Origin of the sequence: Microbacterium oxydans (assembly GCF_900095745.1) — a bacterium.
GTDB classification, from domain to species: domain Bacteria; phylum Actinomycetota; class Actinomycetes; order Actinomycetales; family Microbacteriaceae; genus Microbacterium; species Microbacterium oxydans_B.
In genome coordinates, this window is the sequence record NZ_FMIR01000019.1 from 188,353 (window position 1) to 210,558 (window position 22,206).

The window sequence follows — 22,206 nt, forward strand, 5'->3', positions numbered from 1 at the left end:
TGCGATTCTAGTTCTCGGTATCGGGGCGCGCCGACGCGGTGCCGGCTGCCAGGTTTCGGGTGACCTCGCCGAGGGCGGGGACGCCGCCGTCACGGAGAGCGCGGACCAGTGCGGTCCCGACGATGGCGCCGTCGGCGTACTCCGACACACCGGCGATCTGTTCGGCGGTGGAGATGCCGATGCCCACGCACGCGCGGTGCGCCCCGTGTGCGCGGAGGCGGCCGACCAGGGTGCGGGCGGCGCGGTCGAGTTCGGCGCGCTCCCCCGTGATGCCCATGGTCGAGACCGTGTAGACGAAACCGGTGGACGACTTCACCACGAGGTCGAGCCGCTCGTCGGACGAGGTGGGGGCTGCGAGGAACACCCGATCGAGACCGGTCCGCTCACTGGCGGCGATCCACTCCCCTGCGGCGTCGGGCGTGATGTCAGGTGTGATGAGCCCCGCGCCGCCCGCGGCGAGCAGGTCGTCGGCGTAGCGGTCGACGCCGTACTGCATGACGGGGTTCCAGTACGTCATCACGAGGACGGGCACGTCGGTGGCCTCGGTGATCGCACGGATCGCCGTGAAGAGGTCGGCCATCCGGAACCCCGCGGCGAGAGCCGTGGTGGTCGCCTCCTGGATGATCGCGCCGTCCATCACCGGGTCGCTGTACGGCGGGCCCAGCTCAATGATGTCGACGCCGTTCTCGGCCAGGGCGATGGCGGCCTGGATGCTCGTCTCGAGGTCGGGGAAACCGACCGGCAGATATCCGACGAAGGCGCTGCGACCGGCGTCCTGTGCGCGCTGGATCGCCTGTTCGACGCGACTCATAGCTGCGGCTCCCCCTTCGAGGCCGTGTCTTCGGCCTCGCTCTCCTCGGCGACGTCGTGCGCGAGCGCGGCTTCGTCGTACAGCGCGAAGTAGCGTGCGGCGGTGTCCATGTCCTTGTCGCCGCGGCCGGAGAGACAGATCGCGATGAGCCCATCCGGGCCCAGCTCGCGTCCGATGCGCAGAGCGCCGGCGAGAGCATGGGCCGACTCGATGGCCGGGATGATGCCCTCGGTGCGGCTGAGCAGCCGCAGCGCCTGCATCGCCTCGTCATCGGTGGCCGGGATGTACTCGGCGCGCCCGATGTCGGCGAGCCACGAGTGCTCCGGACCGACGCCCGGATAGTCGAGTCCGGCGGAGATGGAGTGCGACTCGATGGTCTGACCGTCTTCGTTCTGGAGCACGTACGTCTTGGCGCCGTGCAGCACACCGGGGCGCCCGCGCTCGATCGAGGCCGCGTGCTTCTCGGTGTCGACGCCGTCACCGGCTGCCTCCACGCCGTAGAGCTTGACGCCCTCGTCGTCGAGGAACGCGTCGAACATGCCGATGGCGTTGGATCCGCCACCCACACAGGCGACGACCGCATCCGGGAGCCGACCGACCTCGTCGAGCAGTTGCGCGCGGGCCTCTTCGCCGATGATCTTCTGGAAGTCGCGGACCATCGCCGGGAACGGGTGCGGACCGGCGGCGGTGCCGAAGATGTAGTTGGTCGTCTCGACCGACGCCACCCAGTCGCGGTAGGCGTCGTTGATCGCGTCCTTGAGCGTGCGCGAACCCGAAGTGACCGGGATGACCTCCGCGCCGAGAAGACGCATACGGGCGACGTTGAGCGCCTGACGCTCGGTGTCGACCTCGCCCATGTAGATCGTGCAGTCCAGACCGAACAGTGCTGCGGCGGTCGCCGTAGCGACACCGTGCTGTCCCGCACCGGTCTCGGCGATCACGCGGGTCTTGCCGAGGCGCTTCGTGAGCAGCGCCTGGCCGAGCACGTTGTTGATCTTGTGCGACCCCGTGTGGTTCAGGTCTTCACGCTTGAGGAAGACGCGCGCACCCCCGGCGTGCTCTGCGAACCGCGGCGCCTCGGTGATGGCCGAGGGGCGGCCCGCATACGAGCTCAGGAGGTGTGCGAGCTCATCCCGGAAGGCCGGGTCGACGATCGCCTCCTCGTACGCGACGGTCAGCTCGTCGATCGCGGCGATGAGCGACTCGGGCATGAAGCGCCCGCCGAACTCGCCGAAGAAGGGGCCGTGCTGGTCGCGCAGGCTCATCATGCCTCCAGGAAACTCTTGAGGGTGGCGACGGGATCGCCGGTCACGAGCGCCTCGCCGATCAGGACGACGTCGGCGCCGGCGGAGCGGTAGTGCACCACATCGGCGGGCGTGAGCACCGCAGATTCGGCGATCTTGACCGCGGTCGTCGGGATGCGGTCGACCAGGCGTCCGAACAGGTCGCGGTCGAGCTCGAGGGTCTTCAGATCGCGTGCGTTCACACCGATCAGCGGGGCGCCCAGGTCGATCGCGGCCTCGAGCTCGTCGGCCGAATGCGTCTCGACGAGAGGCGTCATGCCCAGCTCGCCGACGAAGCCGAACAGATCCCGAAGGACATCTGGTTCGAGACCGGCGACGATCAGCAGCACCAGATCGGCGCCCGCGGCTCGAGCCTCGAGCACCTGATAGCGGGTGGCGATGAAGTCCTTGCGCAACACCGGCAGTGACACGCGGGCCGTGACGGCCTCGAGGTCGGCCAGGCTGCCGCCGAAGCGACGCTCCTCCGTGAGCACGCTGATCGCCGAGGCTCCGCCCGTCTCATACAGGGATGCCTGCAGAGCAGGGTCGGGGATCTCGGCGAGTGCGCCACGCGACGGGCTCGCTCGCTTGACCTCGGCGATGATCTTGACGCGATCGGCGGGGGCGAGGAACGAGAGTGCGTCCTTGGCGGCCGGGCGCGCGAGCGCCGCGCGTTCGACCGCATCCAGCGGGCGCGACAGAGCACGACGCTCAGCGTCTGCGACTGCGCCGGCCGTCAGGTCGGCGAGCACCATTAGTGCGCCTTCGGAGCGTACTTCGGACCCTTCACGCCGTAACCGGCCCTGGCGAGCACCCAACCCGCGATCGCACCGATCGGGACGAGCACCAGCGAGATCATGACGAGCACCGGCTGCTCGAAGCAGAACGCGACTGTGGCGGCGGCGACGCCGACCAGCATGATGACCACGGCGGTCCAGGCTGCAGGCGAGTGTCCGTGGCCGGGATCGGCGATCGGGTTGGTCATGTTCTCCTCCGGGGGACGACGTGCAGTTCGGAATCAGTCTATCGGGGTCAATGCGTCGGATCGGTTCCTCGGGACAGGTCGTCCCAGGAATCGACTGCGTCCACGGGCCCTTCGTGTGCGGCTTCGACGTGGTCGGTGCGATACCGTCGGCCGCCCGCCTTCCAGCCGCGCCAGGTCGTGAGGACCACCACCGATGCAGCGAGCAGGATCACCCATCCGACGAGGGCGATGTACGGCCACGCCGACGGCACGATGCTCGTGACGACCTCGTGGACCGCGCCACCACCGGCGAGACCCGTGACCTCGGTCACGGTCGCGGCGACGGCGTCGAAAGGCTCGGTGAGCAGGAGCTGGATCGTCGACCAGCCGAGGAACAGCGCCGTCGCTGCCGCGAGCACGCCGAAGACGAGGCGCACGACCTTGCCGGAGATGGCGAGGGCCGCACCGAGGGCGAGCACCGCCAGGCTGAGCGGAGCGAGCAGTACCAGGGCGGAGGCTCCCGGAACCAGGATCGCCTCGCCGGCATCCGCACGCTCCACCGTCAACCACGTCTGGGTCGACGAGATGATGCCGATCGCACCGGCGAGCAGGAAGCCGGAGACGGAGAGCGAGCGACCGCGCTGTGCGAAGCTCATGCCTGATCCGTTCCCGTGGTGGCCTCGAGATCGGTGGTGTCGAAACAGGTGCGCGTGCCCGTGTGGCAGGCGGGGCCGGTCTGGGCGACCAGGAGCAGGATGGCATCGCCGTCGCAGTCGAGGCGCGCCTCGTGCACCACCTGGATGTGGCCCGACGTGTCGCCCTTGCGCCAGTACTCCTGGCGGGACCGGGACCAGTAGGTCGCCCGCCCCGAAGTCAGCGTGCGCCGCAGCGCCTCGGCGTCGACCCACGCGAGCATCAGCACCTCATGCGTGTCGAACTGCTGCACGATCACGGGCGCCAGTCCGTCTGCATTGAAGGCGACCTGCGCGATGCGGTCTTCCACGGCGGTCATCGAACCACCACACCCTCTGCGCGCAGGGCGTCCTTGACGTCACCGACGGTGAGTGCACCCGTGTGGAAGACGCTCGCCGCGAGCACGGCATCGGCTCCGGCTTTGATGGCCGGCGCGAAATCGGACACCTGACCGGCGCCGCCCGACGCGATCACCGGCACGGACGCGGCTTCTCGCATGAGTCGTACGAGCTCGAGGTCGAACCCGTCGCGCGTGCCGTCGGCATCGATCGAGTTGACCAGCAGTTCACCCGCGCCCCGCTCGACGGCCTCTCGCGCCCAGGCGACCGCGTCGAGGGTGGTCTGCGTGCGACCACCGTGCGTCGTGACGACGAAGCCGGAGGGCGTGGTCGGCGCGCGCTTCACGTCGAGCGACAGGACGAGCACCTGTGCGCCGAAGCGGTCCGCGATCTCGCCGATCAACTCGGGGCGTGCGATGGCAGCCGAGTTGACCCCCACCTTGTCGGCGCCGACCGAGAGCAGCCGGGCGACGTCTTCGGCGCTGCGCACTCCCCCGCCGACCGTCAGCGGCACGAACACCTGCTCGGCGGTGCGCTGCACGACGTCGTAGGTCGTGGCTCGGGCATCGACCGTGGCGGTCACATCGAGGAACGTGATCTCGTCGGCACCCTGGGCCGCATAGTGCCTGGCGAGTTCGACCGGGTCGCCCATGTCGCGCAGATTCTCGAAGTTCACACCCTTGACCACACGGCCTTCGGCCACATCCAGACACGGGATGACACGGCTGGCGAGAGTCATCAGAGCCTCGCGTTGTGGATGGCGGTGACCAGGATGGCGCGAGCGCCGAGCGCATAGAGCGCATCCATGACCGGGTTGACCCGCGTGCGCGCGACCATGACGCGTACGGCCACCCATTCCGGGTCGCGCAGCGGTGAGACGGTCGGCGACTCGACGCCACCGGCGATCTTCACGGCCTCATCGAGGAGAGCGACCGGCAGGTCGTAGTCGATCATCACGAAACGGCGAGCGACCATGACGCCGCGAAGCCGGCGCAGGAGCGTCTCGGCACCCTCGGCATCGGCGGGACCGGCGATGAGCACGGCCTCCGACTGCAAGATGACCGGACCGAAGACCTCGAGCCCGGCCTGGCGGAGTGTGGTCCCTGTCTCGACGACATCGGCGACCGCGTCGGCCACACCGAGGCGGACGGCCGATTCGACCGCTCCGTCGAGCGGAACGAGGTCGACCGCGATGTCGCGCTCGTCGAGGAACGCGTCGACCAGCCCCGGGTAGGAGGTGGCGATGCGAAGTCCGTCGAGCTCGGCCACGTCGGTGTAGCGGCCGGTGGGCGCCGCGAAGCGGAACGTGGATCCCGCGAAGCCGAGCGCCTCGATCTCGCGGGCACCGGGCATCCGCGCGTCGAGCAGCAGGTCACGGCCAGTGATGCCCACATCGATCGCGCCGGAGCCGACGTAGGTCGCGATGTCCTTGGGGCGGAGGAAGAAGAACTCGACGTCGTTCTCGGCGTCGATGACGTGGAGGGTCTTGGGGTCACGGCGACCGGCATAACCCGCCTCGGCGAGCATGTCGGCGGCGGTCTCGGAGAGTGAGCCCTTGTTGGGAACGGCGATGCGCAGCATGGAGTGCTTTCAGTTCGAGAGGAGAGGAACGGAGCGCATCACAGATGTCGGTAGACGTCCTGCAGGCTGAGACCCTTCGCGAGCATCATCACCTGGACGTGATAGAGGAGCTGCGAGATCTCCTCAGCGGCGGCCTCATCGGACTCGTACTCCGACGCCATCCACACCTCGGCGGCCTCTTCGACGATCTTCTTGCCGATCGTGTGCACGCCGCCGTCGAGCTCGGCGACCGTGCCCGATCCTTCGGGACGGGTCTCGGCCTTGACGCTGAGCTCGGCGAACAGCTCGTCGAAAGTCTTCACGATTCCAGGCTACCGGCTCGGGCGAGGTCTCTCAGCCGGGTGACGGCCGCTTCGACGTCGTCGGCGCCGTACACGGCCGAACCTGCCACGAAGGTGTCTGCGCCGGCAGCGGCGGCGTACTCGATCGTGCTATCCGAGATGCCGCCGTCGACCTGGAGCCAGACGGAGGATCCGCGCCGACGCGCCTCGTCGGCGAGGGATCGGAGCTTCGGCATCGTCTCGGGCATGAAGCTCTGTCCGCCGAACCCGGGCTCGACCGTCATCACGAGGATCTGATCGAACTCGTCGAGCACGTCGAACAGCGAGTCGACCGGGGTCCCCGGCTTCACCGCGACGCCGGCCCGGGAGCCGATGTCGCGCAGCCGACGGGCGAGAGTCACCGGATCGGCCGCGGCCTCGAGGTGGAACGTGACGCTCGCCGCGCCGATCTCGGCGTATTCGGGAGCCCAGCGCTCCGGGTCGGTGATCATCAGGTGCACGTCGAGCGGGATCGGGCTGGTCGCCTGGATGCGCTCGACCATCTGCGGCCCGAACGTCAGATTGGGCACGAAGTGGTTGTCCATCACGTCGACATGCGCGAAGTCCGCTGTTGCGATGCGGGCGAGATCCGCCTGCAGGTTCACGAAGTCGGCGGCGAGGATGCTGGGGTTGATGCGCGGTGCGCGAGGCAGGTCCACGGTCCTAGTCTTCCTTCCCTGTGGTGATGACGGCTGCGGAGCGCTGCAGGAGCGCGAGGAACATCGCGTCGGTGCCGTGGCGATGCGGCCAGAGCTGTGCGCTGCCGGAACCGGAGCGCCCCTCGGTCGCGAGGTCGATCGGCGACCGCGAGACGTCGGCGATCGCTGCGCGCGCATCGAGCTCGACGATGTCGGTGCGCCCGCGCAGCACCTCCTGCACGACGCCCGTGGTCTCGGCGAGGTGGGGCGAGCATGTGACGTACGCGACGATCCCGCCCGGGGCGAGCGCGTCGAGCGCGGCGGAGAGCAGCTCCACCTGGAGCGGAACGAGCTCGGCGACATCGGCGGGCGACTTGCGCCATCGAGCCTCGGGCCGGCGACGCAGCGCCCCCAGCCCCGTGCACGGCGCGTCCACGAGGATCCGGTCGAACTCGCCGGCACGAGAGGCCGCGAGCTCGCGACCGTCCTGCTCGTGCACCACGATCTCGCCGGGGACGGCACGGAGCGCCTTGCGCACCAGGCGCGCGCGGACGGGGACGACCTCGTTGGCCTCGAGGATCACGTCTTCCTGGAGCGCGATGGCCGCCAGGAGCGCGGTCTTCCCGCCGGGCCCGGCGCAGAGATCGAGCCAGCGCTCCCCCGCCGCGATCGGCGAGACGCCGGCCAGCGCGAGCGCGACGAGCTGGGAGCCCTCGTCCTGCACCCGAACCGTGCCTCCCGAGGCCTCGACCGACAGACGCGGATCGCCACCGGGAGATGCGTACGCCGTCGGCGCGTAGGGCAGACGAGGCTCGCCGGGGTCTGCGAGGCCGGGCAGAGCGACGAGCGTCACGTCGGGTGAGGCGTTGTCGGCCTCGAGGAGGGCGTCCAGTTCGGTGTCACGTCCTTCTGCGGCGAGAGCACGACGCAGAGCACGGATGACCCAGACCGGGTGCGCAGAACGCAGCGCCAGGCGCTCGTCATCGGAGCGGGCCTGCTCTTCGATGCGCTCCTGCCAGGTCTCCGCCGAATCCCGGGTGATGCGGCGCAGAACTGCATTCGCGAAACTTGACGCCCCCCGACCGGATTCGATGGCGACGAGGTTCACGGACTCGTTCACCGCGGCGTGCGAGGCGACACGTGTCGCGAGCAGCTGGTGCACCGCGAGCCGGAGCGCATCGAGAACAGCCGGGTCGATGCCGTCGGTCGCGCGATCGGCCGCCGAAGCGATGATCGCGTCATACGTCCCGAGCCGTCGCAGGGTCCCGTAGGTCAGCTCGGTCGCGAGCGCCGCGTCCTGAGGCGTGAGCCTCGCCTCGGCGATGGCCGAAGGGAGCACGAGGTTCGCGTAGGCGTCGGTCTCGGAGACCGCGCGCAGCACGTCGTAGGCCACCCGTCTCGCGGGCTGCACGGTACGAGCGGGACCGCGCTGACCGCCGCGATGCCCCTCTGCCGAGCCTTGGGCGCCCCGCGGTCGGCCGTTCGACGGCGTGCTTCGACGGTTCCGTCGCTCGTCGCTCATGATCCGGCCACCAACTCGTCTCCCCCGCGCAGACCGCGCCACCAGTCGACCGCGTTCATCGCTCCCTTGCCCGCAGGCTGCACCCTCGTGACGGCGAGTGCCCCGGTGCCCGTGCCGATGTGCAGAGCCGCCTTGGTACCCCGGAGACGCCCGGGAGGCAGCGATTCGGCATCCGGAGCCGGAACCGCCTCGAGAACCTTGAGGGGCTGACCGGCGACGGTGGTGTGCGCTCCCGGTTCGGGGGTCACGCCGCGGAACCGGGCGAAGACGGCCTCGAGGGGCTGGGTCCAGTCGAGCAGTCCGTCGGCCAGCGTGAGCTTGGCGGCGAAGGTCGGCTCGCCCTCCTGCGGAAGTGCCCGCGCCGTGCCGTCCGCGATCGCGGAGACCACGTCTGCCGTGAGTTCCGCGCCGTCGAGCGCGAGTGCCTCGAGCGCCTCGCCTGCGGTCGCCGTCTCGCGAACATCGATCTCCCGCATCGCGAACACGTCGCCCGCATCGAGCTCTGCGACGAGCTGGAACACACTTGCCCCGAGAGCACGATCTCCCGCGATGAGCGCACGCTGCACCGGAGCGGCGCCTCGCCATGCCGGCAGCAGCGAGAAGTGGAGGTTGATCCACCCGGCCTTCGGGGTGGAGAGCAGCGGCTCGCGCACCAGCCCGCCGTACGCGACGATCACACCGAGCTCGACCTGCAGCGCCGAGATCTCGGCCGTCGCGGCGTCGTCGAGCCGTGCGGTCTTGATCACGGGGAGCCCGAGCTCGAGGGCGGCCTGGGCGACCGGAGACGGTGTCAGCACCCGCCGTCTCCCGAGCGGGGCATCGGGCCGCGTCACGACGGCGGCGATGTCGTGCGAGGTCGCGAGACGTCGCAGGGTGGGCACGGCGGCAGCGGGTGTGCCGGCGAAGACGATGCGCATGAAGGTTCTCCGGAAGGGTCAGAGCTCTGGTTCGAGGATATCGAGGCGGACGGAGAGCGTGCTCTTGGTCGCACGCCCTTTCCTGCGGCGGCCGCTCACCGCTTCGGCGACGACGGCGGCGCGCAGGGCGGTCGCCACGCGGGAACCGGAGCCGTAGTCGAACCTCACGAGGGCGCGTACGCGAGGCGGGACGTCGTCGGACTCGACGGGCACGGGGCCGAGTACCGCGTCTGCGGGCAGGGCGAGTTCGGTGAGTGCAGCGAGAGCACTCGCGACCGCCGGAACCGAGCCCTGGACCAGGGCGACCCTGGTCGTCGGTGGCATATGCAGCGGCGCCCTGCTCTCCAGCTCCGACCGGGCGTGGCCCGCCTGGTTCCAGGTCGCGAACGCCTTCGCGGCGGCCCCGTTGACCCCGACCAGGTGGATGGGCGCGCCGGGTGCGGCCAGCGCGGCCGCGTTCGACCACCAGCGAAGACATGACTCCGCGACGCGAAGATCGGGAGCCTGGAGCATGCGGGGGCCGTCGAGCAGCACGACGGCACGGTATCCGCTCTCGGCGATCGGCTCCGCGCCGCGGGTGGCGACCACCAGCGCCGGCTTGTCGGGCACTCGTTCGACCGGGTGCGCGCTGTCTGCGACGATCACCCGCACGCCAGGGAACGCCCGACCGAGCTCGTCGGCGGTGCGCTCGCTCCCCGAGGAGGCGAGTCGCAGCTTGGTGGAGGAGCACGCAGGGCACGCCCAGGCGCTGGATGCCCGACCGCACCATCCGCACACCGGCACAGCGCCACGGTGCTTTGCGCCGAGCGGACCGCCGCAGTGGGGGCACCGCGCCGGTGCCCGGCACTCGGCGCAGACGAGTGAGGGAGAGAACCCGGGTCGGGAGACCTGCACGAGCACCGGCCCTTCCGCAGCAGCAGTGCGCGCGGCGAGGAAAGCGGAGGACGGCATCCGCTGGGCCGTCGGCTGCTCCATCTCCTGCGGTGTGCTGAGCACGACGCGAGGAAGCACACGGCGTGCCGCCCTCACATCCTGCAGCCAGCCGAGAACCACGAGACGCTCCACGTCGGTGGTGCGGGTGTGCCCGGCGAAGAGCAGCGCCGAGCCCTCGAGCTCCTGCCGAAGGAGCGCGGCGTCGCGGGCGTTCACATACGGGGCCAGTGGCTCCCCCAGGAGAGGATCGCCGTCGTCCCAGATCGCGACCAGCCCGGCAACGACCGGGGAGTACACGGCCGAGCGGTTGCCCACCACGATGCACGGCGCGTCCTCGAGCGTGCGCAGGAATCCGCGGTAGCGGTCGGGGTTCGTCTGCCGGGAGTCGTGGCGCACGACCGCTCCGGCGGGCACGAGAGCGTCGAGCGCAGCGAGGAGCCTGTCGAGATCACGGCTGTCGGGGACGACGATGATCGACGACTTCCCCGCCGCGAGCATCCGGGCTGCGGAAGATGCCAGCAGTCGCGCCCACGCCTGCACGCCGTCGACGAGTTGAGGAATCGCCTCCACGGCGGCGCGTCCGCCCGCGTCGAGCACGGCACCGAGCCCGTCATAGAGTCCGACGGTGCCCTCGGCCACCGCGAGTGCCTCCGGGTCCGGCATCTCGGCGGGCGCATCGGCGGTCCAGGCCTTCTCGACACGCACCTGACGCTTGGGGATCACCAGGCGCAGCACGTCGGACGCCGAACCGGCTGCCCGGTCGGCCACCCGGCGCGCGAGGGTGTGCAGACGTTCGGGCAGGACCGGGACCTCCGACACGACGCTCTCCACTTCGGAGAGCGGACGGTCGGCGTCGTCTTCTGTGCCGATCTCGACGACGTAGCCGTCGATCACACGCCCGGCGGTGCGCAGCGGCACGCGGACCCGGACTCCGAGCGGTACGTCGCCCAGTTCCGCAGGGAGGGCGTAGTCGAAGAGCCGATCGAGTTGAGGCAGCGGGGAATCGAGGAGCACGCGCGCGATGCGCCGGCTCTCCGGAGGCATCAGGACCGCGGTCCCATCAGAGGCCGGCAGCGCGGCGCAGCTCTTCGACGCGGTCGGTGCGCTCCCACGTGAAATCGGGGAGTTCTCGCCCGAAGTGGCCGTACGCGGCCGTCTGGGCGTAGATCGGACGCAGCAGATCGAGCTGCTCGATGATCGCCTGCGGACGCAGATCGAACACCGAGGTGATCGCCTGCGTGATGACCTCGTCGGACACCTTGCCGGTGCCGAAGGTCTCGACGTAGAGACCGACCGGACGTGCGACGCCGATCGCATAGGCGATCTGCACCTCGAGGCGGTCTGCGAGCCCCGCCGCCACCGCGTTCTTCGCCACCCATCGGGTCGCGTAGGCACCGGAGCGGTCGACCTTCGACGGGTCCTTTCCGCTGAAGGCTCCCCCGCCGTGGCGGGAGGCTCCGCCGTACGTGTCGATGATGATCTTGCGGCCGGTGAGCCCGGCGTCTCCCTTGGGACCACCGGTCACGAAGGGGCCGGCCGGGTTGATGTAGAGGGTGACATCGTCGAGGTCGAGACCGGTCGTCGCCAGCACGGGGTCGATCACATGCTCGCGAACCTGCGCCTGCAGGTCTTCCTGCGAGATGTCGGGGTGGTGCTGCGTCGAGACCACGACGGCGTCGACCGTCTTCGGGGTGAAGCCGTCGTAGCCGAGGGTCACCTGGGTCTTGCCGTCGGGGCGGAGGAACGGCAGCACACCGGAGCGGCGCACTTCCGTCAACCGCTCGGCGAGCCGGTGCGCGGTCCACGCGGCCATCGGCATGAGCTGCGGGGTCTCGTTCGTCGCGAAGCCGAACATGATGCCCTGGTCGCCGGCGCCGAGGGCGTCGAGCGGATCGACCGACGATCCGTCGCGATGCTCCTGAGCGCTGTCGACGCCGTGCGCGATGTCGGTCGACTGCTCGCCCACCGACACGCTGACACCGCAGGAGTCACCGTCGAAGCCGGTCTCGCTGGAGGTGTAGCCGATGCCGTTCACGACCTGGCGGACGATCGTGGGGATGTCGACGTAGGCCTCGGTGCGGATCTCGCCGGCGACGTGCACGAGGCCCGTCGTGACGAGCGTCTCCACCGCGACGCGGGAGTCTCTGTCCTTGGCGATGAGCCCGTCGAGGATGCTGTCCGAGATCTGATCGCAGATCTTGTCCGGATGCCCCTCGGTGACGGACTCGGACGTGAACAGACGCAGGGCGCTCATCGAAACTCCAGAACGGGACGGACAGAGGGAGGGTGTTGCACCCATTCTGGACCGCGCCTCCGACAGAAGGGAGGCGCGGCCTCGAATATCACTCTGCGTGACGCAGGCGGAGCTTGTCCTCGTTGATCTCGTGCAGCGCGATGGTGAGCGGCTTGTCCTCGACGGAGGAGTCGACCAGCGGACCCACGTTGTCGAACAGGTTGCCCTCGTGCAGGTCGGAGTAGTAGTCGTTGATCTGGCGCGCACGCTTGGCGGCGTAGATCACGAGCTCGTACTTGGAGTCGACGCGGTCGAGCAGGTTGTCGATGGGGGGATCGATGATGCCGTTGTTGTGTCCGGCCATGATGAGACCTCCTGGTCAGGCGACGGGATCGTCGCGAAGTCGGTGCGAAATGGCGCGCGAAGACGCTCAGCGCGCAGAGCTTGAAGACAATTCTACGACCTCGCGGGCCGCCGTGGCGACGTCCTCGTTCACGATGAGGTGATCGAACTCGTTCTGCGCGGCGAGTTCACCCTTGGCGGTGCGCAGTCGGCGGGCGCGTTCCTCGGCATCCTCGGTGCCGCGGCCGACCAGTCGATGCACCAATTCGTCCCAGCTCGGAGGCAGCAGGAAGATGAGCGTCGCGGCCGGTTCTGCGGCGCGCACCTGACGAGCGCCCTGCAGGTCGATCTCGAGCAGAACCGTCTTGCCGGCAGCCAGAGCCTCGTCGATGGGCCCCCGTGGCGTGCCGTAGCGCGACTTGTTGTGGACCACGGCGTGCTCGAGGAGTTCCCCGTCGGCGATCAGCCGATCGAACTCGGCGTCGTCCACGAAGTAGTAGTGGACGCCGTCGATCTCACCGGGGCGCGGCGGCCGTGTGGTCGCCGACACCGAGAGGTGGATCTCCGGATTGTGCTCTCGGATGTGCGCGGCCACGGTGCCCTTGCCGACCGCGGTGGGTCCGGCGAGCACGAGCAGTCGACTCCGCGCCTCTCGCGCGCTCGGAACGGGGAAGCGCGTGTCGAGCCATTCCTCCAGCACCCGGCGCTGACGAGCTCCGAGACCGCCGAGGCGCTTGACCGGAGAGATCTGCAGCTCCTCCAGCACGCGGTCGCGCTTGCCGGCACCGATCGCGGGGAGGGCGAGGAGGAAGTCGGTGATGCGCATCGACCCCTCGACCGAGTCCGCATCCTCCGTGGCGCGGTGCAGCACGGTCTGCGGAGTCACCACCCGCATCGTGAGGTCGCGCTTGACCGAAGCCCGCGCGCGACGGCGTTCGACGGCACGGCGCGCCGCGGCAGCCCTGTCGACTTCGGGAACCGTGCGCTGCGCGTCAGACACCGGCCACCTCGCGGTACTCGGTGGCGCGAGCGGTGATCGCCTCGGCCAGATCCGCGGGACCTGCCGAGAGAATGCTGCGGCTCTCGCTCGCGATCACAGAGTCCGACATGCGGCCGAAGCGGTGAGGGAGGTCGGCCGGCGTGGCACCCTGGGCGCCGAAGCCGGGAGCGAGGATGGGAGCTGCCGGGGCGAAGGGTTCGATCCCGGCCAGGGTCCAGTCGACGGTCGCGCCGATGACGAAGCCGAAACTCCCCCACTCCCCTGCCGCCGACTCTGCGGCGTTGCGCGCAGAGACCTCGGTGATGACCGCGGCCGACACCGTCGCGCCGGTCGCGCCGGTGGAGCGCTGCAGGCCTTCGGCCTCGGGGTTGCTGGTCGCGGCGAGCACGAACAGCCCCTTAGCGTTTTCGGCAGCCAGGGCGAACGCCCCGTCGAGAGCTCCGACGCCGAGGAACGGGGTGACCGTGAGCGCGTCGGCTTCCAGGGGCGAACCCGGAGCCAGCCACGCACGCGCGTAGTCGTCCATCGTGGAACCGATGTCCCCCCGCTTGGCGTCGGCGATCACGATGAGCCCGGCGGCGCGTGCCGCCCCGAGAACGTCTTCGAGTGCGGCGATGCCCTGCGAACCGAAGCGCTCGAAGAACGAGACCTGCGGTTTCACGATGCCCACCCGCCCGGAAGCGGCCTCGACCGTGCGCAGACCGAACTCACGCACGCCCTGTGCGTCGTCGCTCAGCCCCCACGCCGCGAGCAGCGCGGCGTGGGGGTCGATGCCGACGCAGAGCGGTCCGCGTGCGTGCAGCGCCGCTCGGACCCGCTCGCCGAAGCGTTCGCTCACAGTGCCGCCTTCCGCTCCAGCGCGTACTCCTGGAGGCTCTTGACCTGGAAGCCCTCGTGGGCGGCATCCATTCCACTCACGGCCGCGCCGAGCACGGCCATGGTCGTGAACAGAGCCTTGTCTGCGGCGACCGCCGCCGCGCGGATCTCATACCCGTCGGCACGGGCCGCCCCGCCGGACGGGGTGTTCACGACGATGTCGATCGCTCCCTCGTTGATGAGGTCGACGATGTTCTTCGCGCCGGATTCCTGCGTCGCACTGTACTTCTCGACGACGGTCACGGCGATGCCGTTGCGGGAGAGGATCTCGGCGGTGCCCTCGGTCGCGACGATCGTGAAGCCCAGCTGCTGCAGACGGTGCGCGGGGAGGATCACGGCGCGCTTGTCCGAGTCGGCGACCGAGATGAACACGGTGCCCGCGGTGGGCATGCCGCCGTACGCCGCCGCCTGGCTCTTCGCGAAGGCCGTCGGGAAGTCGCGATCGATACCCATGACCTCGCCCGTCGAACGCATCTCCGGGCCGAGGATGGAGTCGACGGTCTTGCCGTCGGCCGTGCGGAACCGCTTGAACGGGAGCACGGCTTCCTTGACCGACACCGGGGCATCGAGGGGCACGCGGGATCCGTCCTGCTCGGGCAGCATGCCCTCGGCGCGCAGCTCGGCGATCGTGGAACCGGTCATCACGCGGCTCGCGGCCTTCGCCATCGGGATCCCGAGAGCCTTGGAGACGAAGGGCACGGTGCGGCTGGCGCGGGGGTTCGCCTCGATGACGTAGAGCACGCCGGCGCTGATGGCGAACTGCACGTTCAGCAGTCCGCGTACGCCGACGCCCTTCGCGATGGCCAGAGTGGCCTCGCGCACCCGGTCGACGTCGGTACGGCCGAGCGAGACCGGCGGCAGCGTGCAGCTCGAGTCGCCCGAGTGGATACCGGCCTCTTCGAGGTGCTCCATGACGCCGCCGATGTACAGATCGGTGCCGTCGTAGAGCGCGTCCACATCGAGCTCGATCGCGTCGTCGAGGAAGCGGTCGACCAGGAGCGGCTTGCCCTCCTCGATGATGACCTCGCCCGCGGTGCGCACGAAGTAGTCGCGCAGCGATGCGGTGTCGTAGACGATCTCCATGCCGCGGCCACCGAGGACGAAGCTCGGGCGCACCAGCACCGGGTAGCCGATCTCCTCGGCGATGCGCACGGCGCCCTCGACGTCGATCGCCGTGCCGTTGCGCGGCGCCACGAGGCCGGCCTCATCGAGCAGACGGGAGAAGAGCTCGCGCTCCTCGGCCAGGTCGATCGCCTCGGGGCTGGTGCCGAGCACCGTGTATCCGGCGGCCTCGATGCCCTTTGCGAGCCCGAGCGGCGTCTGGCCGCCGAGCTGGCACACGACTCCGAGGATGGTTCCGCTCGCCGCCTCGGCGTCGAGCACCTCCAGTACGTCTTCGAGCGTCAGCGGTTCGAAGTACAGGCGGTCGGAGGTGTCGTAGTCGGTCGACACCGTCTCCGGGTTGCAGTTGACCATCACGGTCTCGAAGCCGGCGTCCGACAGCGCGAACGAGGCGTGCACGCACGAGTAGTCGAACTCGACACCCTGCCCGATGCGGTTCGGGCCGGAGCCGATGATGACGACCTTGGTCCGGTCGGATGGGGCCACCTCGGTCTCGAAGTCGTAGCTCGAGTAGTGGTAGGGCGTGAGAGCCGGGAATTCGCCGGCGCAGGTGTCGACCGTCTTGTAGACCGGGCGGATGCCGAGGCCGTGGCGGACGCCGCGCACCTCCGCCTCTTTCGTGCCGCGGATCTCGGCGAGCTGCGCGTCGGAGAAGCCGTGCTCCTTGGCATACCGGAGGGTCGCGGCGTCGAGCTCGGGAGCCGTGCGCACGATCTCGGCGACCTCGTTGATCAGCACGATCTGGTCGAGGAACCACGGGTCGATAGCCGTCGCGTCGAATGCCTGCTCGATGGTCGCACCCTTGCGCAGCGCCTGCTGCAACGTCACGATCCGGCCGTCGGTCGGGATCTTCGAGATCTCGAGCAGCTCCTCGACCGAGCGCTCCTCGGCGCCCCAGTGGAAGCTCGATCCGCGCTTCTCCAGCGAGCGGAGTGCCTTCTGCAGAGCGGTCGCGTAGTTGCGGCCGATCGCCATCGCCTCGCCGACCGACTTCATGGTCGTGGTGAGGGTGGCGTCGGCGGCCGGGAACTTCTCGAACGCGAAGCGCGGCACCTTGACCACGACGTAGTCGAGAGTGGGCTCGAAGCTCGCCGGCGTCACGCCGGTGATGTCGTTCGGGATCTCGTCGAGGCGGTAGCCGAGTGCGAGCTTGGCAGCGAGCTTCGCGATCGGGAATCCGGTCGCCTTCGAGGCGAGGGCGCTCGAGCGCGAGACGCGCGGGTTCATCTCGATGACGATGATGCGGCCGTTCGACGGGTCGACCGCGAACTGGATGTTGCAGCCACCGGTGTCGACGCCGACGGCACGGATGATGTCGATGCCGATGTCGCGCATCTTCTGGTACTCGCGGTCGGTGAGCGTCAGCGCGGGTGCGACCGTGATCGAATCGCCCGTGTGCACGCCGACCGGGTCGACGTTCTCGATCGAGCAGACCACGACCGTGTTGTCGGCCGTGTCGCGCATGAGCTCGAGCTCGTACTCCTTCCAGCCGAGGATCGACTCCTCCAGGAGTACCTCGGTGGTGGGCGAGTCGCGCAGGCCCGCACCGGCGATGCGACGCAGGTCGTTCTCGTCGTAAGCGAAGCCGGAACCCAGGCCGCCCATCGTGAAGCTCGGGCGGACCACGAGCGGGTAGCCGAGTTCGTCGGCGGCCGCCAGGACCTCGTCCATCGTGTGGGCGATGCGGGAGTCCGCCACGTCGGCACCGGCGTCGAGGACCAGCTGCTTGAAGATCTGCCGATCCTCGCCCTTGTTGATCGCCTCGAAGCTGGCGCCGATGAGCTCGACGTCGTACTTCTCCAGGATGCCGTGGTTGTGCAGCTCGATCGCCGCGTTCAGCGCGGTCTGGCCGCCGAGGGTCGGCAGGATCGCGTCGGGGCGCTCCTTCGCGATGATCGTCTCGATGACCTGCCACGTGATCGGCTCGATGTAGGTCGCGTCGGCGAAGTCGGGGTCGGTCATGATGGTCGCCGGGTTGGAGTTGACCAGGATGACCCGGACGCCCTCTTCACGGAGCACGCGGCACGCCTGGGTGCCGGAGTAGTCGAACTCGCAGGCCTGACCGATGACGATCGGGCCGGAGCCGATGACGAGGACGGAGTTGATGTCGTCGCGCTTGGGCATTACTTGGAGTCCTTCTGGCTTGCGATGACCAGGTCGCGGAACCTGTCGAAGAGGTAGTTGGCGTCGTGCGGGCCGGCCGCCGCCTCGGGGTGGTACTGCACCGAGAAGGCCGGGATGTCGAGGGCGCGGAGGCCCTCGACGACGTTGTCGTTGAGGCCGACATGGCTGACCTCGACCTTGCCGTAGCCGTTCGGGCTGTCGAACGAGCCCTCCAGGGGCGCCTCGACCGCGAAGCCGTGGTTGTGGGCCGTGATCTCGACCTTGCCGGTCTGCTTGTCGAGCACCGGCTGGTTGATGCCACGGTGGCCGAAGGGCAGCTTGTAGGTGCCGAGGCCGAGCGCGCGACCGAGCAGCTGGTTGCCGAAGCAGATGCCGAAGAACGGGAGGCCGTCATCGAGCACCGAGCGGAGCAGCTCGACGTGGTCGCCGGAGGCCGCAGGGTCGCCGGGGCCGTTCGAGTAGAAGACCGCGACGGGGTCGATCGCACGGATCTCGTCGATCGTCACGTCCTGCGGGAGCACGTGCACCTCGAAGCCGCGGGCGGCGAGGTTGTCGATCGTCGCCTGCTTCACGCCGAGGTCGAGCACGGCGAGGTTGCCGATCCGGTCCCCCATCGCCGTGGTGATGGTCACGACGTCGACCGAGACCTCGGCGGAGAGGTTGCGCCCCGCCATCTCGGGCGCTTCGCGGACGATACGCACCTGCTCTTCCGGGTCGAGGTCGGCATCAGCACCGGAGAAGATCCCGCCGCGCATGGAGCCCGCCGAGCGGATGTGGCGGGTGATCGAACGCGTGTCGATGCCGCTGATGCCCACGACGCCGTCCTCGACGAGCACGTCGTCGAGTGAGGCGTTCGCGCGCCAGTTCGACACGACGCGCGAAGGGTCGCGCACGATGTAGCCGGCGACCCAGATGCGGCGGGACTCCGCGTCTTCGTCGTTCATGCCGGTGTTGCCGATGTGAGGTGCCGTCTGCAGGACGATCTGACCCGCGTACGAGGGGTCGGTGATCGTCTCCTGGTATCCGGACATGCCGGTCGCGAAGACGACCTCACCCAGGGTGCGGCCGCGGGCACCGTACGCGCGTCCGGTGTGGCGGGTGCCGTCTTCCAGCACGAGGACGGCGGGATCGGGGAGCTGAGCCGCAGGGGCCTGTCCCGGGGGTGTCGAGAGTGTCATGACGTTGCTCCAGTGTCGGGGGCGGCGGGGACGAGCCGCTGCAGGTCGGAGATGAGATTCCGCGGGTCGCCGGTGGCGAGCCGCAGGTAGCTGTCGACGATCGTGTCGTCGTCGATGTTCCAGGCGATGCGCACGAGGCCGCCGGGCTCGACGACCCGGTCGATCGTGACCGTGGCGCGGTCGACGGCGACGAGCCGGGCGTTCGCGAGGAACACCGTCGGCGCGCCGTCGAGGCAGAGGGCGATGCCGCGATCCGTGAGGGCGAGTTCGCCGCGGGCCCGGTACGCGAGGGGCGACACCGCCAGACGCTCGAGCGGCTGCTCGTGCCGTGTGGTCGACACGTACAGCACCTCGTCGCGGCGGGAGACCTCCGCATGCTCCGGAACCCCCAGCGGGGCCGTGAACACGGAATCGCGGCGGATTCGTCGTCGCCAGGCGAAGAGCATGGTGAGCAGTACAAGGAGCGCGACCGCGATCGTGATCGCGACAGCGAGGTCCCGAGCGCTCATGCGCCGAGCTCCTCGACGACGCTGCCGCCGTCGACGGTGAGGACGCCCCCGTGGATCGTATACTCGACCCGTCCGGGAAGAGCCCTGCCGAGGTACGGCGAGTTCACACTGCGGCCGTGCAGATCGGCTTCGGTGAAGACGCCGTCGACGGAGGCGTCGTAGAGCGTGATCTGGGCGGGCTGACCGACCTCGAGCGGAGTGCCGTGACCGGCGAGGCTGCCGATACGCGCCGGCGTCGCGCTCATCACCCGTGCGACATCGGACCACTCCAGCAGCCCGGTCTGCACCATCGACTGGTGCACGACGCGCAGTGCGCTCTCGAGGCCCACCATGCCGTTCGCGGCGGCCTGCCACTCGCACGCCTTGTGCTCGCTCGGGTGCGGGGCGTGATCGGTGGCCACGATGTCGATGGTGCCGTCGGCGAGCCCCTCGCGCACGGCGAGCACATCCTCTTCCCGGCGCAGGGGCGGGTTGACCTTGTACCGCGCGTCGTATCCGCGCACGAGCTCGTCGGTCAGCAGCAGGTGATGAGGGGTGACCTCGGCCGTGACATCGATTCCGCGTTTCTTGGCCCAGCGGATGATGTCCACCGACCCTGCGGTCGAGAGGTGGCACACGTGCAGGCGCGAGCCGACGTGCTCCGCGAGCAGCACGTCGCGGGCGATGATCGACTCCTCGGCGACGGCGGGCCAGCCGGCAAGGCCGAGCTCCGCCGAGACCGTGCCCTCGTTCATCTGCGCACCCTCGGTGAGGCGGGGATCCTGCGCGTGCTGCGCGATGACGCCCCCGAAGGACTTCACATACTCGAGCGCGCGGCGCATGATCAGCGGGTCGAACACGCAGAAGCCGTCGTCGCTGAAGACGCGGACCTGCGCGCGGGACGTCGCCATGGCGCCCAGCTCGGCGAGACGCTCGCCCTTCTGGCCGACCGTGACCGCGCCGATGGGCTGCACGGTGGCGTAGCCGGCGGCTTCGCCGAGGGCGAGCTCCTGCTCGACCACGCCGGCGGTGTCGGCGACCGGCGAGGTGTTGGGCATGGCGAAGACGGCCGTGAAGCCGCCGGCGGCTGCAGCCCTCGTGCCGGTGAGGATGGTCTCGGAGGCTTCGTAGCCCGGCTCCCGCAGATGCGTGTGGAGGTCGACGAGACCGGGGAGCGCGACGAGTCCCGCTGCGTCCACGACGCGTGCACCGGTCCGGCTCAGTCCGCTGCCGATCTCGGCGATCCGGCCGTCCTCGATGATGATGTCGGCGCTCTCGGCACCGAGAAGCTGCGCACCGGTGATGACGAGGGTCTCGTTCACAGGTCTCCCCCTCGTTCGTCGTCTCGTTCTCCTGCCAGCAGCAGGTACAGCACCGCCATACGGACAGAAACCCCGTTCGTGACCTGTTCCAGCACCGTCGAACGGGGGGAATCGGCTGCTTCCGAAGAGATCTCCAGTCCCCGGTTCATGGGTCCGGGGTGCATCACAATGCTACCGCCCGGAAGAGCCGCCACACGCCGCGCGTCCAGGCCCCAGCGTCGGGAATACTCCCGCTCAGTCGGGAAATACGCGGCGTTCATCCGTTCCAGCTGGATGCGCAGCATCATCACCGCGTCCGGCTCCTCCGCCAGCGCCTGATCGAGGTCGTACACGACGCGGACCGGCCAGAGCGAGACGTTCTGGGGAACCAGCGTCGGCGGAGCCACCAGCGTGACTTCGGCACCGAGCGTGGTGAGCAGCCAGACGTTCGAGCGGGCGACCCGTGAGTGCAGGACGTCGCCCACGATCACGACGCGCATTCCGCTCAGGTCCTGGCCGCGGCTGTCGGCGCCGAACCGACGCTTGCGGATGGTGAAGGCGTCGAGCAGAGCCTGGGTCGGATGCTCATGGGTGCCGTCGCCGGCGTTCACGACCCCGGCCGAGATCCACCCGCTGGTCGCGAGGGTCTGCGGTGCACCGGAGCCCGGGTGACGGACCACGACCGCGTCGGCGCCGATCGCCTCGAGCGTCTGCGCGGTGTCCTTCAGGCTCTCGCCCTTCGAGACGCTGGAGCCCTTCGCGGCGAAGTTGATGACGTCGGCGGAGAGTCGCTTGGCGGCGGCTTCGAACGAGATGCGCGTACGCGTCGAGTCCTCGAAGAAGAGGTTCACGACCGTCTTGCCGCGCAGGGTCGGAAGCTTCTTGACCTCACGGGACTGCGTGTCGGACATGTCCTCGGCGACATCGAGGATGCGCAGAGCCGTGGTCCTGTCGAGAGTGCGGGTGTCGAGGAGGTGTCTCATTCGCCGATCGTCACCTCTTCGGCCCCGTCGTTCTCGAGGAGGCGTACGTTGACCCGCTCGGTGCGGGCGGAGGGGATGTTCTTGCCGATGAAGTCCGGCCGGATCGGAAGCTCACGGTGCCCGCGGTCGACGAGGATCGCGAGGCGCACGACCGCGGGGCGTCCGATGGACTGGATCGCGTCGAGAGCGGCGCGGATGCTGCGGCCGGAGAAGAGCACGTCGTCGACGAGCACGACGGTCTTGCCGTCGATGCCGCCGACCGGGATCTCGGTCGGCTGCGGAGAACGGGTCGGGTGCTTAGCGAGGTCATCGCGGAACAGCGTGACATCGAGTGATCCGACGGGGACGGACTGCTGCGCGATCTCGCTGATCAGCAGGCCGAGGCGGTGAGCGAGAGTGACGCCGCGGGTCGGGATGCCCAGCAGGACGAGGTTCTCGGCGCCTCGATTGGATTCGAGGATCTCGTGCGCGATACGGGTCAGCGCTCGTGAGATGTCGGCTTCGTGCAGCACAGTGCGCATGCTCATCGGCCGCTCCCTTCTCCGCCTCACAGGACGGT

At 69.4% G+C, this 22,206-nt stretch carries 23 protein-coding genes; all 23 read right to left on the minus strand.

All coding sequences use genetic code 11. The features are described from left to right. Positions 1 to 7: 7 nt before the first annotated feature. Entirely contained in the window at positions 8 to 811 is an 804-nt protein-coding gene (gene trpA / locus BQ2383_RS16435; protein ID WP_091036393.1) for a tryptophan synthase subunit alpha, read from the minus strand. Then, complete coding sequence (gene trpB / locus BQ2383_RS16440) at positions 808 to 2,076, minus strand: tryptophan synthase subunit beta (RefSeq protein WP_091036395.1); 1,269 nt, start codon at positions 2,074 to 2,076, stop codon at positions 808 to 810. Before trpB ends, trpA begins: the two co-directional genes overlap by 4 nt. Beyond that, positions 2,076 to 2,846 (minus strand): indole-3-glycerol phosphate synthase TrpC, encoded by a 771-nt coding sequence (gene trpC, locus BQ2383_RS16445; RefSeq protein ID WP_208617702.1) that lies wholly within the window; start codon positions 2,844 to 2,846, stop codon positions 2,076 to 2,078. Before trpC ends, trpB begins: the two co-directional genes overlap by 1 nt. 2 nt (positions 2,847 to 2,848) lie before the next feature. Then, positions 2,849 to 3,079, minus strand: coding sequence for an HGxxPAAW family protein (locus BQ2383_RS16450; protein WP_029263367.1), 231 nt, complete (start codon positions 3,077 to 3,079; stop codon positions 2,849 to 2,851). 47 nt (positions 3,080 to 3,126) lie between these two features. Next, positions 3,127 to 3,714 (minus strand): Trp biosynthesis-associated membrane protein, encoded by a 588-nt coding sequence (locus BQ2383_RS16455; protein ID WP_091036403.1) that lies wholly within the window; start codon positions 3,712 to 3,714, stop codon positions 3,127 to 3,129. Continuing rightward, positions 3,711 to 4,070: a phosphoribosyl-AMP cyclohydrolase gene (hisI, locus tag BQ2383_RS16460; RefSeq protein WP_091036406.1), complete on the minus strand. Its 360-nt coding sequence runs from the start codon at positions 4,068 to 4,070 to the stop codon at positions 3,711 to 3,713. The genes BQ2383_RS16455 and hisI overlap by 4 nt, the downstream gene beginning before the upstream one ends. Continuing rightward, positions 4,067 to 4,828, minus strand: coding sequence for an imidazole glycerol phosphate synthase subunit HisF (gene hisF, locus BQ2383_RS16465; protein WP_091036408.1), 762 nt, complete (start codon positions 4,826 to 4,828; stop codon positions 4,067 to 4,069). The genes hisI and hisF overlap by 4 nt, the downstream gene beginning before the upstream one ends. Then, positions 4,828 to 5,670, minus strand: a complete 843-nt coding sequence (gene hisG, locus BQ2383_RS16470) for an ATP phosphoribosyltransferase (protein WP_091036411.1) — start codon at positions 5,668 to 5,670, stop codon at positions 4,828 to 4,830. Before hisG ends, hisF begins: the two co-directional genes overlap by 1 nt. A gap of 38 nt (positions 5,671 to 5,708) precedes the next feature. Then, the gene (locus BQ2383_RS16475; RefSeq protein ID WP_017202142.1) at positions 5,709 to 5,972 is read right to left on the minus strand and encodes a phosphoribosyl-ATP diphosphatase; all 264 of its coding nucleotides are present in this window, start codon (positions 5,970 to 5,972) and stop codon (positions 5,709 to 5,711) included. Next, the gene (gene rpe / locus BQ2383_RS16480; RefSeq protein ID WP_091036414.1) at positions 5,969 to 6,649 is read right to left on the minus strand and encodes a ribulose-phosphate 3-epimerase; all 681 of its coding nucleotides are present in this window, start codon (positions 6,647 to 6,649) and stop codon (positions 5,969 to 5,971) included. Before rpe ends, BQ2383_RS16475 begins: the two co-directional genes overlap by 4 nt. Before the next feature lie 4 nt (positions 6,650 to 6,653). Then, positions 6,654 to 8,150: an RsmB/NOP family class I SAM-dependent RNA methyltransferase gene (locus BQ2383_RS16485; RefSeq protein WP_208617690.1), complete on the minus strand. Its 1,497-nt coding sequence runs from the start codon at positions 8,148 to 8,150 to the stop codon at positions 6,654 to 6,656. Next, positions 8,147 to 9,067: a methionyl-tRNA formyltransferase gene (gene fmt / locus BQ2383_RS16490; protein ID WP_091036417.1), complete on the minus strand. Its 921-nt coding sequence runs from the start codon at positions 9,065 to 9,067 to the stop codon at positions 8,147 to 8,149. The genes BQ2383_RS16485 and fmt overlap by 4 nt, the downstream gene beginning before the upstream one ends. Before the next feature lie 18 nt (positions 9,068 to 9,085). After that, positions 9,086 to 11,044, minus strand: a complete 1,959-nt coding sequence (locus BQ2383_RS16495) for a hypothetical protein (RefSeq protein WP_091036420.1) — start codon at positions 11,042 to 11,044, stop codon at positions 9,086 to 9,088. 16 nt (positions 11,045 to 11,060) lie between these two features. Then, positions 11,061 to 12,254 carry a methionine adenosyltransferase gene (gene metK / locus BQ2383_RS16500; RefSeq protein WP_091036423.1) on the minus strand — a complete coding sequence of 398 codons (1,194 nt, stop codon included), beginning with the start codon at positions 12,252 to 12,254 and terminating at the stop codon, positions 11,061 to 11,063. 88 nt (positions 12,255 to 12,342) lie between these two features. Beyond that, a complete protein-coding gene (rpoZ, locus tag BQ2383_RS16505) occupies positions 12,343 to 12,597 on the minus strand; it encodes a DNA-directed RNA polymerase subunit omega (protein ID WP_017204385.1) in 255 nt (84 codons plus the stop codon). Positions 12,598 to 12,663: 66 nt separating this feature from the next. Then, the gene (gene gmk, locus BQ2383_RS16510; RefSeq protein WP_091036426.1) at positions 12,664 to 13,575 is read right to left on the minus strand and encodes a guanylate kinase; all 912 of its coding nucleotides are present in this window, start codon (positions 13,573 to 13,575) and stop codon (positions 12,664 to 12,666) included. Next, positions 13,568 to 14,413: an orotidine-5'-phosphate decarboxylase gene (gene pyrF / locus BQ2383_RS16515; protein WP_091036430.1), complete on the minus strand. Its 846-nt coding sequence runs from the start codon at positions 14,411 to 14,413 to the stop codon at positions 13,568 to 13,570. Before pyrF ends, gmk begins: the two co-directional genes overlap by 8 nt. Beyond that, positions 14,410 to 17,697 carry a carbamoyl-phosphate synthase large subunit gene (gene carB, locus BQ2383_RS16520; RefSeq protein WP_091036433.1) on the minus strand — a complete coding sequence of 1,096 codons (3,288 nt, stop codon included), beginning with the start codon at positions 17,695 to 17,697 and terminating at the stop codon, positions 14,410 to 14,412. The genes pyrF and carB overlap by 4 nt, the downstream gene beginning before the upstream one ends. Then, on the minus strand, positions 17,697 to 18,875 hold the full coding sequence (gene carA / locus BQ2383_RS16525) for a glutamine-hydrolyzing carbamoyl-phosphate synthase small subunit (protein ID WP_091036437.1): 1,179 nt from the start codon (positions 18,873 to 18,875) through the stop codon (positions 17,697 to 17,699). The genes carB and carA overlap by 1 nt, the downstream gene beginning before the upstream one ends. Beyond that, a complete protein-coding gene (locus BQ2383_RS16530) occupies positions 18,872 to 19,384 on the minus strand; it encodes a hypothetical protein (RefSeq protein ID WP_091036439.1) in 513 nt (170 codons plus the stop codon). The genes carA and BQ2383_RS16530 overlap by 4 nt, the downstream gene beginning before the upstream one ends. Continuing rightward, positions 19,381 to 20,685, minus strand: a complete 1,305-nt coding sequence (locus BQ2383_RS16535; RefSeq protein WP_091036441.1) for a dihydroorotase — start codon at positions 20,683 to 20,685, stop codon at positions 19,381 to 19,383. Before BQ2383_RS16535 ends, BQ2383_RS16530 begins: the two co-directional genes overlap by 4 nt. Next, on the minus strand, positions 20,682 to 21,647 hold the full coding sequence (locus BQ2383_RS16540; RefSeq protein ID WP_091036443.1) for an aspartate carbamoyltransferase catalytic subunit: 966 nt from the start codon (positions 21,645 to 21,647) through the stop codon (positions 20,682 to 20,684). The genes BQ2383_RS16535 and BQ2383_RS16540 overlap by 4 nt, the downstream gene beginning before the upstream one ends. Further along, positions 21,644 to 22,174, minus strand: coding sequence for a bifunctional pyr operon transcriptional regulator/uracil phosphoribosyltransferase PyrR (gene pyrR, locus BQ2383_RS16545; RefSeq protein ID WP_029263350.1), 531 nt, complete (start codon positions 22,172 to 22,174; stop codon positions 21,644 to 21,646). Before pyrR ends, BQ2383_RS16540 begins: the two co-directional genes overlap by 4 nt. Positions 22,175 to 22,206: the final 32 nt, after the last annotated feature.